Here is a 14,374-nt window from a genome sequence, read left to right on the forward strand (position 1 = left end):
CAATCGAAAAAAATATTTCACTTGTGTCACTCCACTTCCTGTTCGGGCGACCAGGTTACCGGGCGGTACCCGAGAGGAGGTAGTGCTGGGTAGCACCTTCGGAAAGCAACCGGGCTCCGGTAGCAGCCACAAACGCTCCTACCACGGACAGGTGGCCGGGGCGGGGAAGTATTCCTCGCTGAAGTACTTGCCGGTGGGTCCGTCGGGCCCAATCAGGGCGTATTTGACGATGCGCTGCCCGGCTTCCTCGACCGTGCTGGTGCCTTGGTGGCCGGTGAAGTCGGTTTTGGTGTAGCCCGGGCACACGGCATTCACTTTAAAGGCCGTGCCGCGCAGGGCGTGGGCCAGGTTGATGGTGTACATGTTCAAAGCCGCTTTCGACGACTGATACACCGGAAACCGGTAGTCCAGCGCCTCGTTGTCCAGGTCGGCGTACGACGACAGCGAGGCCATAGCAGTACTCACGTTGACGATGCGCGGCGCGGGAGCCTTTTCCAGCAGGTCGATAAACGCCTGCGTGACGCCGGCCACGCCGAACACGTTGGTTTCGAATACGTCCCGAAACTGCGCCAGCGTGGCCTGCAATGCCGGCTGCACCATGCCCCCGCTAATGCCGGCATTGTTGATTAACACATCCAGTACGGGCGTTTTCTGGCCTACCGCCCGGCGGGCCGCTTGGATGGACTCAGGATTGGTGACGTCCAGCTGCACGGCTTCGACAGTGGTGAGCCCGAGGGCGTTGAGCTGCTGGGCGGCGGCTTGTCCGCTCTCCAGGTTGCGGCTGCCGAGGTAAACGAAAAACCCGTGCTGGGCGAGTAGTTTGGCGACTTCCAGGCCGATGCCTTTGTTGGCGCCGGTTACTAAGGCTGATTTCATGGGGTGAAGTATGGGTAAGTAAAAAGAGAAACTACCCGGCCGAGACCTTCCGGCCGGACTACTTCGGTAAGGGCACAGCCCTACCGGCCAGGCCCGAACAAGGGCCTAGTAAAGCGTGAAGAGGAAGGTGGAGAGAGCCGAAGAAACCCGGCTTACGGGGACAGCGCTACTGGCTACCAACGGGGGCACTCCCGGGCCCGGTCAGGGCCGTGGGCGGGTACCCAAAGTGCTTTTTGAAGGCATAGGAGAAGTGCGCCAGATTCTCGAAGCCGACTTCCAGGTAGAGCTCCACGGGCTTGCGTTTCTTTTCCGAGAGCTGGTAATGGGCCAGGGCCAGGCGTTTTTGGGTGAGCCAGCGCTGGGGGCTGAGTTGAAAGGCTTTGTGAAAGTCCCGCTTAAACGTAGTCAGGCTGCGGCCGGTGAGGTAGCTAAAGGAAGCCAGGGGCAGGTTGAACATGTAGTTGGCCTCCATAAACTCGACCAGGTTCAGCTTGCCCGGCTCGGCAAAGTCGGCCAGCACCGCGTCGCTGCTGAGGCTGAGGCTGCGCAGTATCTCGATTACCTCGGCTACCTTGAGCGCCAGCAGCTTTTCCGGCAGCGTCTGCTCTAGTTCCAGGTAGGGCAGCAAGGAGGCGAACAGGCTCTGCAACAGCGGGCTTTGCGGGAACAGCAGCACGCCTGGGGCAGCCGGCCCCGTGGCCCTGGCCGGATGCTGCGCGTAGTAGGCCCGCACGCTGGCCATGGACAGCTTCATGATTACGGCCCGATAGGCAGTGCCGTCTTTGGGATACTTGATCAGCGTGGCGAGCTGCCTGCGGGGCAACAGCACCGTGTCGCCTTCCCCGCAGATGAGGGTGCGGTCGGCCAGCACCACTCTCAGCTCCCCGGCCAGCACCCTGACCAGAAGGTGGTCTTCGTAGATTAGCTCCCCGCCGTAGCGCACGTCGCCGCTACACACGACGACCATTTCGGCATGGTGGTTTAGTTGCTTGGGCATGGGGCGTAGTGGTTAGCAGTTGGTCAGGTTGCAAAGCGTATCAACAGCACAAAGGTAAACCACCCGGCAGCGAGGTACTTTGTTGAAAAGGCCGAAGTTGCTTTACTCAGCGGGCCATTTGTTCGGGGTAGTCGTAAGCGGGCGGCCAAAACCACAGCGGCCCGCCGCAACGGGAACTGCGGTGGGCTAGGCTAGCAGGTAGTACCTGATGGGTTTCGCAGTTGCTCGACTAGGCCGAATGATGCCTATACCCGCGTGGCTGTGCCGCGAGCGTCCCGCGCCGTCAGGTTGTTCTACTGGCGCGGCCCCGGGCGCAGCACAGCTGCTCAAGCGTACTGGTCACTCGGCCTAGCCGAGCAACTGGGTGGGGTCAAGCCAAGCGCCTTTAGGCAAGGAGCTAGCCAGCGGCCAACGCCGCCACTTCGGCCCGCAGCCCGGCCACGCGGGCCCGCAGTACCAGGTAGGCCGCTGCGGTAGCCGGACTTGGCTCCTCCCGGGCCAGGTCATCGGCCAGCTCAGCCAGCCACCGGGCATAGTGCGCGGCCTCATCTGGGTCGGCGGGTGGGGCCACGGCCCGGAGCTGGGCCAACCCCCACCGCCGATGAGCCAGCTGGGTGGCCCGCCCCTGCAACCGGGCCAGCTCCTCCCCGTGCGTGAGCAGCAGCAGCCGACACTCGCGCAGGCGGCTCCGCAAGGCCTCGGCGGCCGGTTCGGGGGCCGAGGCGGGCCAAGCCGGCAACAGCTCATCGGGGGCAGGCAGCGGGGCCAGCGGCTCGAACAAGGCCGGGCCGGGCACTGCCGGTTGCCCCTGCCCCAGGGGCGGGGGCAGCAGGTGGCTGAGCCAGAGCAGGCGTGGCAACCGGGCCGCCGACAGCCCCCGCCGCCCGACTTCTATGTGCGAAACAAACCCCGCCGTTACTCCTAGGTAGCGGCCCAGTTGCCGCGTCGATACTCCCAAGTGGGCCCGCACGGCGGCCGTCAGGCTGAACTCGGCGGGTTGATAATCAGCAGGAACACTAGGCATAGAACTGGGCTAACTATACAGTGGCACGTATACGACCCTGCTACTAACAGGCCGGTCATATACTTCTAGCAGTATACGTCTTTCGAAAGATAAGCAGGGTCGTATACTACTAGAAGTATATGACCCAGGGAAAATAAAGAGGTTCTTTTACCAAGGCCGACTAGAAGCCGCTGTTACCAAGCCGGAGTAGAAGCCAACACGGCCCCGGAAACAAGAGCGGCCCGCCGCAACGGGTGTTGCAGCGGGCCGGGGTTATCCGCTACTACACGGGTATTTTACCCCATAACCCGCGTATAGTCTTCAGGATACTCTTTTTCAAACCACCCCATCATATCGGGCACATTCACCGCAATTGCCTGATCGACCAGCCAAATAAACTGTTTGGGAATCCAGGCAAATAGAATTGCATCGTCTGCGGTGCTGGCTTTGTAAAACCAGGTGTCTACCGGCGGAAAATCGTATTCGTCCATAAAGCCCCTCGATTCGCCCTGCGTGGCCCCGTCAACAATCGTGTCCCATATCCGAACGGCCAAAATCCTGCCTTCACATTGCGAACTGCCTGCAATACCCAAAGCAGCCTTATGCTTCAGTTGCTCGGCAAACAGATTGTTAACAACGGAATCAATAGGAACAGAAAAAGGGTCTGTCGTCCATTTCGAGTGGAAAGTATAGACGTAGAGTTCGGGTATATCAATCCCAATGGATTGGTAATCGTAACTGGTTATAAAATTGAAACCAAAGACCAGCTCGTCATTTATAATGGGGTTGATACTCCTCAAAATTGAAGCGTGGTTTTTCTCTGTGTTAGCCAACTGCAACTCACAGTACTGTTGTGTCAGCAACAGATTATTCTGAAAGGCAGTCTTGTCAATTTCTAGCATACGGAAGTCCTGCATGAGTTTGCAATTTTCTTTCTGTAACCAAAGCGGCCCGCCGCAACGGGCGTTGCGGCGGGCCGGTAATTACTCTCCTTTCAGTATTCTCTTTGTTTGTCTAACTAAGTTTACGTATAGTTCTTCTTTCTCAAAGTCTTCCATTTTTACAATAGGCCTGCTTGGAGGGTTCATTGCTTGATATTGATTCAAGGCGTCAAACTCCTCAAAAAGGCATGGCTTTAAAATAACGATCAGAATAACTGCTCCGCTTTCCTCTGCTGCTTGAAGAAGTGGAGGCAATTCGTTAGTTGAAATAAAATCAGAACCTAAAAAATCTGTGCTGACAAGTAAGATTGCTACTTTACTATCATCTATTGCTTTTCTTATCTCATTCTTCCACTTCTGACCAGGAAGTATTTTTGTATCATCCCAAAAGTCAATTTGGCTCAGAAAAGGCTTAAAATGCCTCTGTATGTCGTTCAAATAATCTTTATCTAAATGACTATAACTTATGAATACTTTTTTTCTCTCTTGTTTTGCATTAGCAGCATTTTTCTGATGTGCTACGATAGGTAAAGTCTCTACTTCTTGCTGTATATAGAACAGAAGCTTCACAGGCTTTTTCTCATACCCACAGTCTATACCAGGCTTTCCTCCATGCTTATCATCTCTATGCTTTTGCAATGAACTCATAACAAGATTGCTTATTTCATCTAAGAAAAGAGCTTTATTCTCAGGCGAATAAAAATCCAGTAAACGGTTCTTAATTGCATGAAAATCATTAATTGCTTCGCTTCTGCGTGCATATTCTATCTCATTATGATAGAAGTCTTTTGCCTCCTGTCTAATCACTTCTTCGTTTTGCATAACTAACGTTTTGAAGATTTACTTTTACACCTGAATCACGCCCACGTTGTACTGCTTCTCAATGGGCGCGTGGTTGGCCATGCTAATGCCTTCGGAAATCACCTTGCGGGTTTCGAGCGGGTCGATGACGGCGTCGACCCAGAGGCGGGCAGCGGCGTAGTACGGCGAGAGTTGCTCATCGTACTTGGCCTTGATGCGGTCCAGCAGTTCCTTTTCGGCTTCGGGCGTGATTTCCTCGCCCTTGGCTTTGAGCGAAGCCACCTGAATCTGGAGCAGCGTGTTGGCCGCTGCCGCGCCGCTCATTACGGCCAACTGGGCCGTGGGCCAGGCCACGATGAGGCGGGGGTCGTAGGCCTTGCCGCACATGGCGTAGTTGCCGGCCCCGTAGCTGTTGCCGATGATAACCGAGAACTTAGGCACCACCGAGTTACTCATGGCATTCACCATTTTCGCCCCATCCTTGATAATGCCGCCGTGCTCGGATTGGGAGCCCACCATAAAGCCCGACACGTCGTGCAGGAATACCAGCGGAATCTTCTTCTGGTTGCAGTTCATGATAAAGCGCGCGGCTTTGTCGGCCGAGTCGGAGTAGATAACCCCGCCCATCTGCATAGCCCCCTTCTTGGTCTTGACGATTTTGCGCTGATTGGCCACGATGCCCACGGCCCAGCCGTCGATGCGGGCCAGCCCGCAGATCAGCGTCTGCCCGTAAAGGTCCTTGTAGGGCTCAAACTCCGAGTTGTCAACCAGCCGCTCGATGATGTCCATCATGTCGTAGGGCTTCACCCGGTCGGCGGGCAGCAAACCCAGGATTTCCTTCTCGTCCTTGGCCGGGGCCACGGGCGCTTTGCGCGAGAAGCCGGCCGTGGGGTTGGCGCCGAGCTTGTCGAAGATGTTGCGGATATGGTCGAGGCACTCCTCATCGGTGGCAAACTTGTAGTCCGTCACGCCCGAAATTTCGGAGTGAGTGGTAGCACCGCCCAGCGTCTCGTTGTCGATACTCTCACCAATGGCCGACTTCACCAGGTAGGAACCCGCCAGGAATACCGAGCCGGTGCCGTCCACAATCATAGCTTCGTCGGACATAATCGGCAAGTAGGCACCACCAGCCACGCAGGGGCCCATAATAGCGGCCAGTTGCACGATGCCCATGGAGCTCATCACGGCATTGTTGCGGAAGATGCGGCCGAAGTGCTCCTTATCGGGGAAGATTTCGTCCTGCATCGGCAGGTACACCCCGGCCGAGTCGACGAGGTAGATAATGGGCAGCTTGTTTTCGATGCTGATTTCCTGGGCCCGCAGGTTTTTCTTGGCCGTAATCGGAAACCAGGCCCCGGCTTTTACCGTGGCGTCGTTGGCCACAATCACGCACTGCCGGCCCTGCACGTAGCCGATAACGACCACCACGCCGCCCGAGGGGCAGCCTCCCTCCTCCTTGTACATTCCCTCACCGGCAAAGGCGCCGATTTCGACCGTCTGGGAATCCTTGTCAATCAGATACGCAATTCTTTCCCGGGCCGTGAGCTTGCCCTTAGCCTTATGGGCCTCAATGCGCTTCTCGCCGCCGCCGAGCTGCACCTTCTTCAGGCGCTGGGAAAGTTGAAAAGTAAGCTGCTTAATGCTGTCTTCGTTCTTGTTGAATTCAAGGTTCATCGTGGGTGGGGAGGTGGGAGTGAATGAATGAATGAGCGAATGAGTGAAGTGTGGTTCAAACCGCGCAGGTGGCCCGAGTTAAACAACCAACTCACTCATTCGCTCATTCACCGTGAGTGCATAAAAAAATCCGCCTTGGGGAGGCGGATTCAAAGGTAAGCAAGTAGCGCGAAGCGGCGGCTTCGCGCTACGATGGTAGTCAGGCTATTTTACCGTGGAGTCGGTGGCGCCGATAGAGGGGGTGGTTTCTACCTTCTTTTCCTCCACTTTGATTTCGCCGTCGGCTTTCTTGGTCGTTTCCTTTTTGGTCTTGTCCTTGCCGCCCCCGCCAAACACCGAGAAGTGCACGTAGCGCTTGGGGTTGGCTTTCAAATCCACGAGCAAGGCGTTGGAGCTGGCGGCCGTGGCGTTGAGGTTGGTGTAGAGCGAGTCGTTGTTGATGAGCTTGCCCAGGGAGCCTTTCTGGTCGGTCATGGCCTTGTTGAGGGCCGTCATCGAGCTTTGCGCCTCGGTCATAGTGGCGTTGAGCTTGCGCATGGCCGGACCTACCGGGGCGTTTTTCAGCGAGTCGCTCAGTTGGGAGAAGTTGGAGGCAATCCGGTCAAACTTGGTGCTGGTCTTGTTCAGCTCAGCCGTGAGCTTGGCCATGTTGGTCGTAATCTGGTTGATGTTGCGCTGATTCATAATCAGCAGGTTTTTCAGGGCCTCTGTCGAGCCCTGGGCGTTGAGCAGCGTGGCCTGCAGGCTTACCTTGGCTTCCTTGCTCAGAAAGCCGTTGACCTTCATCAGCGTTGAGTCGACGGTGCCGAGCACAGGCAGGGCTTTGGCCTGGAAGGCGTCGGTGATGCTGGCTACGGTGTAGGACTTGAGCTCCTCTCCCCCTTCGTAGACCTTCGAGTTCTTGCCCAGAAACAGGGTAATGGTCTTGCTGCCCAGCAAGGAGCCCGAAAGGCTGGCTACCGTGGAGTCGCCTACCATGATGCCCTTCTGCAGCTCCAACGACACGCGGATGCGGTTCCGGTCTTCGGGCAGCAGCTCCATGTTCTTGACCTGCCCGACCTTGATGCCGTTGAGGATAACCGGGTTGCCCACGGTCAAACCATCCACGTTGTCATACTTGGCGAAATAGGTTCGGTCGGAGGACAGCAGGTTGCTGCCTTTCAGGAAGTTGAACCCGATATATAAGGCTGCTAGGGCAACGATGCCCAGCAGGGCTACTTTAATTTCTTTCGACACGTTGCGTCTGATCTTGAGGGTGTAACGGGCAGGTAATAACGCTAACTCAATACAAAGTGGATTGAAGCCGGCTTATTCTCCATTCATGGCTTCCAATTCGGTTTTATAATCCCGGAAAGCCCGGTAGATGCCCGAGGCCATATACGTTTGCCCGGACTTATCGTTTAGATACTGCTCCTCCGTACGGTTGGTCAGGAAGCCTGCTTCAATCAGCACCGAGGGCATGGTGGATTTCCAGAGCACCAGAAACCCGGCCTGCTTGACCCCGCGCGAATGCCGCTTGACAGTCGTGCGAAACTGCCGGTCGACCTGCTGGGCAAAGCGCAGGCTGTTGACCATGTGGGCGCTCTGGTAGAGCGAAAATAAGATGTGGCTCTGGGGTGAGGTCGGGTCGAAGCCGCTGTAGCGCTCCTGATAGTTGTCCTCCTGCAGAATTACGGCGTTTTCCCGCTTGGCCACCGACAGGTTCATCTCCGTCTTGTGCGGCCCCATGGTCCAGACTTCGGTGCCGAAAGCCGACGGAACGCTGGCGTTGCAGTGTACCGAGATGAAGAGGTCGGCCCCGTGCTTGTTGGCCACCCCGGCGCGGTCGGCCAGCTCGACAAACACGTCGGTCTTGCGGGTGTAAACCACCTTCACGTCGGGCATATTCTCCTCGATGATTTTGCCTAGCTCCAGAATGATTTTCAGGGACACGTCGGCCTCCCGGGCCTTCACGCCGGTGCAGCCACGGTCCTTTCCACCGTGACCGGCATCGAGCACAACGGTGCGCAGATGATACTTGGGCCGGGGCACGCCGGGCGCACCCGGAACCACGGCGCCCGACGAGCCCGAAAGAAAAAGCAGACCCGACAGGCAAAGAGCGACAATATTCCGCACGGAGTTCGTTAGTTGGGGCAGCTACCCGTTACCTTTGCAAACAGCCACAAAATAAACGATAAAAACCACGTGGCCCTGTCTACGCTGTCTATCCTGTCTGCTTTCCGTCTTTACCGCCGTGCCTGGCCCCTTTTAGTACTGGTGGCTGCGCTCTGGCTCCACAGTAGTTCCACGGCCTGGGCCCAACGCCGGGCCAGGGTTCCGGCCCCAGCTGGCGTACCCGGCCTAAGCGCCCCAGCGGGTGCGGGCCGGCCTTCTGCCGTGGGCACCGACACGACCCGTACCCGCCGCCTGCTGGCCGCCACCGATACCAGCCGCACCGCCGACTCGCTGCGGGTGGCGGCCCGGCCCAAGGGCGACATTGAAACCACCATTAAATATTCGGCCAAGGACTCGATTCGGTTTGAAGTCCAGAATAAGGTGGCCCGGCTCTACAACAAGTCCAGCATCGACTACGGCGACATGGACCTGCAGGCCCAGCGCATCACCGTCGACTACAGCAGCAACCTGCTCACGGCCGAAGGCGCCGCCGATACGACCGGTAAAGTCGTGGGCCGGCCCGTATTCAAAGACGGGGGCGGCACCTACACCGCGGGCCGCATCAATTACAACTTCAAAACCAAGCGGGGCAAGATTGCCGAGGCCGTAACCCAACAGGGCGAGGGTTACCTGCACGCCGAAACCATCAAGAAAAACGAGCTGAACGAAATCTTCGGCCGCAACGGGCGCTACACCACCTGTAACCTGGAGCACCCGCACTTCTTCATCAATGCTACCAAGATGAAGGTCATTCCGCGGGAGAAAGTAGTGACCGGGCCTTTCAACATGGTTATCGGTGACATTCCTACGCCGCTGGGCTTCCTATTTGGCTACTTCCCGACCCCGGGCAAAAGCCGGGCCTCGGGCCTGCTGTTTCCCACTTTCGGCCAAACCTCGGACCGGGGCTTTGCCCTGCGCAACGGCGGCTACTACTGGGTAGTCAACGACAACATCGGCGTGCGCCTGACCGGCGACATCTACTCGGGCGTCGGCAACTCCTTTGGGGGCTACAACCTGATGGCCGAGACGCAATACCTGAAGCGCTACTCCTATACGGGCCTGCTGAACTTCTCCTACAGCTCGCGCCCCCCGGATATTATTCTGCCTTCGACCTCAGTTAATACCAACCTGGAGTACCGCCGGCCCCGCTCGGCCCGCACGCTGTGGGTCAACTGGAACCACACGCCTACGCCCCGACCCGGCGGCGGCCGGTTCTCGGCCAGCGTGGCCGCGGGTAGCCCCGACTTCAACCGGCAGAACAGTTACGACCCGCGGCGCTACTTGGCGGCGGCCTTCAACTCGACGGTTCAGTACTCCAAAACGATTCGCAACTCGCCGGTCAACTACAACGTGCAGCTCACCCAGAGCCAGACCACGAGCGGCATCATGACCTTTACCCTGCCCAACCTGTCGGTGGGTGTGGCCCGGCAGTACCCGTATGAGTGGTTTGGGCTGGCTCCCCAGGGCCGCTTTTACGAGCAGTTCTCCATCAGCTACGACCTGCAGGCCCGCAATGAGCTGAGCAATCAGGTAGCCGCCCGCTCCCTGGCGAATGGGCTGCCCCTGCTCGGAGGCACCAACGAGGGCAGCGTGATTCCGGTACGCTTTTCCAACCTGCGGCCCTTTCTGCGCAATGCCCGCAACGGCATGCAGCACAACTTCCAGATTTCGCTGGGTAGCTACCCCGTACTCAAGCACATCATTGTGCAGCCTTCGGTGCGCTACCAGCAGTACTGGTTTGGTCAGCGCCTCCGGTATTCCTACAACCAGGCCGCCCAGGCCGTTCGCATCGACACCGTGCGCGGCTTCAACGTAGTATCGGAACAGTCGGCGGGCGTGAGCATGAGCACCAATATCTACGGGACGCTGGTCCGCAAAGGCACCCATAAGATTCAGGCTATCCGCCACAAGATTGCGCCCAGCGTCAGCTTTAGCTATTCGCCCGATTACACCGGGCGCAGCAGCCTTAACTGGGTTAATCCAGTCGAACTGAACGCCTTGACCAACAGCCAGGGTCAACCCTACAACGTGCGCGATAAGCAAAGGGGGCGGATTCTGAACCCGGTGAGCTTCTCGCGCTACAACAACTTCATTTACTCGACTCCCAACAGCATCCGGGCCAGCGTCATTTCCTTCGCGGTAAACAACCAGGTGGAAATGAAGGTGCGCAACAACAACGACACGACCGGCACGACGCCCTTCGAGAAAGTAAGCCTGATTGACGGCCTTGACCTGGGCACCACTTACAACCTGGCTGCCGACTCGCTGAACCTGGCGCCGCTGTCCATGTCGTTTCACACCCAAATTGCCCGCAAGGTGAGTGTGATTGCCAATGCCAGCTTCGAATTCTACCAGCGCGACTCCACCGGCCGGGCTATCGACCGGTTCTTGCTGGACCAGCCCAACCGCCGCCTGGCCCGCCTGGCCTTCGCCGACTTCTCGCTTAACTACCAGTTCAACCCGGCCCAGGGCAAAAAGAAGTCGACTGTGAAGCGCGACGTGGCCCCGACTAACACGCTGGGCTCACCCAATCAAATCAATCCCTACGAGGAGTACGTCGACTTCGACATTCCCTGGGAGCTGACGACGAGCTTTGCCGTTCGTTATGTCGACCCGGGCCCAATCCCGACCCGCCGCTTCTACGTGCGGCCCCGGCCTATCACCTCAGCCGCACTGCAGGTCAATGGCTCGGTGAAGCTCACGCCCAACTTCCGGTTTGGCTACAGCACCAGCTATGACTTTATCAGCAAGCGCCCAGTGGCCCCGAACCTGGATTTTTACCGCGACCTGCACTGCTGGCAAATCTCGGGGTACTGGGCTCCCTTTGGCGAGTTCCGGGGCTACGGCGTGACGATTTCGGCCAAGTCGTCGTTGTTGCAGGACCTGAAGCTCAACCGCAACCGCAGCTTCTGGAACCGTTAATCAGAACGCAACTCCACGCGCCGCCCGTCTCTTCACTATGAAGGAGGCGGGCGGCTTTTTCGTGGGCCGCCCCCGGGTTTAGACGTGCTCCGCCGGACTTTGCGGCCTGGACTCCCACCTGGGCTGCCGACCCGCAGTAGCTGGTTCTGGCAAAAAATCCGCAGCTTTGCCCTTATTCTTCCCCTTCCGCTTTAGCAGTCCTCTCTGATGTCGCAGCACAAAGAAGTTAAGCTCGTTACCACGCATCAACTCCTGGCCATGAAACGGCGGGGAGAAAAGATTTCGATGCTCACCGCCTACGACTTTTCGATGGCCACCATCCTCGACGGGGCGGGCATCGACGTGCTGCTGGTCGGCGACTCGGCTTCTAACGTAATGGCGGGCCACGAAACGACGCTGCCCATCACCCTGGACCAAATGATTTACCACGCCCAAAGCGTGGTGCGGGCCGTGAAGCGGGCCTTGGTCGTGGTCGATATGCCCTTTGGCTCCTACCAAGGCAACTCGTCGGAGGCGCTGCGCTCGGCTATCCGCATCATGAAAGAATCGGGGGCCCACTCCATCAAGCTCGAAGGCGGGGCCGAAATCAAGGAGTCCATTACCCGGATTCTGACGGCTGGTATTCCGGTTATGGGCCATTTGGGCCTCACGCCCCAGAGTATTTACAAGTTTGGCACGTACACGGTGCGGGCCAAGGAAGAAGCCGAAGCCCAGAAGCTTATCGAAGACGCCCAGTTGCTCCAGGATTTGGGCTGCTTCGCCCTGGTGCTTGAAAAAATTCCGTCGAGCTTGGCCAAACAGGTAGCCGAAAAGCTCTCCATTCCCGTTATCGGTATCGGTGCCGGCCCCGACGTGGACGGCCAGGTGTTGGTGGTGCACGACATGCTGGGCATCACCAAGGAGTTTAAGCCCCGCTTCCTGCGCCGCTACGCCGAGCTGGCCGACCTGATGCACGACGCCGTGACGCGCTACGTGCAGGACGTAAAAAGCCACGATTTCCCCAGCGCCGAGGAAGCATACTAATTCAATCAAGAAAGAAGAATGATGCAGGATGAAGTAGCTGGTTGTGTTGCCTCGGGTTTCAAACGTTGATGGCCATGCTGCTTACTTCATCCTGCATCGTTCTTAATTGCCACTCCAGTGAATCGTCCTAATATTTGGTCGGAGCAGAAAGAAATTCTGTTCGAAGACAACCACTTGCTCATCATCAACAAGCCCGCCGGGGTGCTGGTGCAGGGCGACAATACCGGGGATGAGCCGCTGTCGGTGAAGGCCGCGGAATACCTCCGGTTTAAGTACAAAAAGCCCGGCGCGGCCTTCGTGGGTGTAGCGCACCGCCTCGACCGGCCCGTGAGCGGCGTCGTGGCCCTGGCCAAAACCAGCAAGGCCCTAAGCCGGCTGAACGAAATGTTCCGTGACAACAAGGTGCACAAAACCTATTGGGCCCTGGTCGGGAAGTGCCCCGAGCCCAACAGCGGCCACCTGACCCACTGGCTGGTGAAAGACCCGATCCGCAACGTGACCAAGGCCTACCCCAAAATGCACCCCCAGGGCCTGAAGGCCGACCTGGATTACCAGGTGCTGGGCCAGGCTGGCAACCGATTTCTGATCCAAGTAAACCCTATTACCGGCCGCCCTCACCAGATTCGGGTGCAGCTGGCTACCGGCCTGGGCACACCCATCGTCGGCGACGTGAAATACGGCTTCTTGGCTCCCCTGCCCGACGTCAGCATTGCTTTGCACGCCCGGCAGCTGGAGTTTGAGCATCCCGTTACCAAAGAGGCTATGTGCTTCCGGGCGCCGGTGCCCGAAATGGCGCACTGGGAAGCCGCCCAAACCTTCTACACGGTCTAGAAGTTACTGGTGACGTTGGCGTAGCACTACCTAACTCGGCTTACCCTCAGCTCTTACGGCGGTACCTGAATAAGATTTTGGCGTTTTGGGTCAAATAATTGACCGCCCGTTAGTGTGGCCGTAGGTTTGTGTTGGCAAATGTGAACTTATAGCCAACCGTTGGGTTTGTGCGGGCAGTTTGCTGCCGCCTTCTCTGGAGCGTCCCTAATTTTTCTGGCCCATGCCGATACTTATTTTCTTTGTAGCGCACTACTACCTGTCGCTCTTCACGCAGACGTTCTATCTGCACCGCTACGCCGCCCACAAGATGTTCACGATGAACAAATTCTGGGAGCGGTTCTTCTTTCTCTTCACCTACATCTGCCAGGGCTCCTCGTTCCTGTCGCCCCGGGCCTACGCGCTGCTGCACCGCATGCACCACGCCTACTCCGACACGGAAATGGACCCGCATTCGCCCCTGTTTTCGTCGAATGCCTTCAGCATGATGTGGAAGACCAAGAACATCTATAACGATGTGCTGAACCGCAACTACGCCGCGGCCGAGCGGTTCGAAGGCGACTACCCCGAGTGGTCCCTCATCGAAAACCTGGGCGACAAATGGTACTCCCGCGTGGCCTGGGGTACGCTCTACGTACTGTTCTACGTGCAGTTTGCCACCGCCTGGTGGATGTTCTTGCTGCTGCCGATTCACTTCCTGATGGGTCCCATCCACGGCGCTATCGTCAACTGGGGCGGCCACAAGTACGGCTACCAGAACTTCGACAACCACGACCACAGCAAGAACACCCTGGCCCTGGACTTCCTGGCCTTTGGGGAGCTGTTTCAGAACAACCACCACAAGCTGCCCATGCGCGTCAACTTCGGCGTGAAGTGGTGGGAGTTTGACCCCACGTACTCGGTTATCTGGACCTTGGACAAAGCCGGTGTCATCAAAATAAAGCGGAAAGTAACTGCCCAGAAACTGCAAGCCGCCGCGTAATACTCCCTCTTGCGAGGCGCAGCCGTGGCCACCCGTCCTTTGCTGGAGACAACCGCTCTTTTACCAGAAAGCCCTTTCCTGTATCGAACAGGAAAGGGCTTTTCACTTTAGGCCACTCAGCACATTTCAGAGAGCAGATTGCTTCGCAAGCTCGCAATGAACTGTTTACCTTA

At 57.7% G+C, this 14,374-nt stretch carries 12 protein-coding genes; 4 read left to right on the top strand and 8 right to left on the bottom strand.

Going from position 1 to position 14,374, the window contains the following annotated elements; all coding sequences use genetic code 11:
• Window positions 1–138 precede the first annotated feature (138 nt).
• From MUN80_RS24795 to MUN80_RS24830, 8 genes are all read right to left on the bottom strand, one after another.
• The gene (locus tag MUN80_RS24795; protein ID WP_244717462.1) at window positions 139–876 is read right to left on the bottom strand and encodes an SDR family oxidoreductase; all 738 of its coding nucleotides are present in this window, start codon (window positions 874–876) and stop codon (window positions 139–141) included.
• 166 nt (window positions 877–1,042) lie between these two features.
• Window positions 1,043–1,873, bottom strand: a complete 831-nt coding sequence (locus MUN80_RS24800; protein ID WP_244717464.1) for a helix-turn-helix domain-containing protein — start codon at window positions 1,871–1,873, stop codon at window positions 1,043–1,045.
• 397 nt (window positions 1,874–2,270) lie between these two features.
• Window positions 2,271–2,897: a helix-turn-helix domain-containing protein gene (locus MUN80_RS24805; RefSeq protein ID WP_244717466.1), complete on the bottom strand. Its 627-nt coding sequence runs from the start codon at window positions 2,895–2,897 to the stop codon at window positions 2,271–2,273.
• A gap of 275 nt (window positions 2,898–3,172) precedes the next feature.
• Window positions 3,173–3,793, bottom strand: a complete 621-nt coding sequence (locus MUN80_RS24810) for a hypothetical protein (RefSeq protein ID WP_244717468.1) — start codon at window positions 3,791–3,793, stop codon at window positions 3,173–3,175.
• A 66-nt stretch (window positions 3,794–3,859) separates the two neighbouring features.
• Entirely contained in the window at window positions 3,860–4,639 is a 780-nt protein-coding gene (locus MUN80_RS24815) for a toll/interleukin-1 receptor domain-containing protein (protein ID WP_244717470.1), read from the bottom strand.
• Between the two features lie 24 nt (window positions 4,640–4,663).
• Complete coding sequence (locus tag MUN80_RS24820) at window positions 4,664–6,292, bottom strand: acyl-CoA carboxylase subunit beta (RefSeq protein WP_244717472.1); 1,629 nt, start codon at window positions 6,290–6,292, stop codon at window positions 4,664–4,666.
• 204 nt (window positions 6,293–6,496) lie between these two features.
• Entirely contained in the window at window positions 6,497–7,528 is a 1,032-nt protein-coding gene (locus MUN80_RS24825) for an MlaD family protein (RefSeq protein WP_244717474.1), read from the bottom strand.
• Window positions 7,529–7,600: 72 nt separating this feature from the next.
• Complete coding sequence (locus MUN80_RS24830) at window positions 7,601–8,407, bottom strand: N-acetylmuramoyl-L-alanine amidase family protein (RefSeq protein ID WP_244717477.1); 807 nt, start codon at window positions 8,405–8,407, stop codon at window positions 7,601–7,603.
• A gap of 141 nt (window positions 8,408–8,548) precedes the next feature.
• On the opposite strand from MUN80_RS24830, the gene MUN80_RS24835 reads away from it, so the two are divergent.
• The 4 genes from MUN80_RS24835 (at window position 8,549) to MUN80_RS24850 (ending at window position 14,201) form a co-directional block, all read left to right on the top strand.
• Window positions 8,549–11,368, top strand: coding sequence for a putative LPS assembly protein LptD (locus MUN80_RS24835; RefSeq protein ID WP_244717479.1), 2,820 nt, complete (start codon window positions 8,549–8,551; stop codon window positions 11,366–11,368).
• Window positions 11,369–11,575: 207 nt separating this feature from the next.
• Window positions 11,576–12,391, top strand: coding sequence for a 3-methyl-2-oxobutanoate hydroxymethyltransferase (gene panB / locus MUN80_RS24840; protein ID WP_244717482.1), 816 nt, complete (start codon window positions 11,576–11,578; stop codon window positions 12,389–12,391).
• Between the two features lie 117 nt (window positions 12,392–12,508).
• Entirely contained in the window at window positions 12,509–13,222 is a 714-nt protein-coding gene (locus tag MUN80_RS24845) for an RluA family pseudouridine synthase (RefSeq protein ID WP_244717484.1), read from the top strand.
• A 220-nt stretch (window positions 13,223–13,442) separates the two neighbouring features.
• Window positions 13,443–14,201 (top strand): acyl-CoA desaturase, encoded by a 759-nt coding sequence (locus MUN80_RS24850; protein ID WP_244717486.1) that lies wholly within the window; start codon window positions 13,443–13,445, stop codon window positions 14,199–14,201.
• Window positions 14,202–14,374 lie beyond the last annotated feature (173 nt).

The organism is Hymenobacter cellulosivorans, from assembly GCF_022919135.1.
Lineage (GTDB): Bacteria > Bacteroidota > Bacteroidia > Cytophagales > Hymenobacteraceae > Hymenobacter > Hymenobacter cellulosivorans.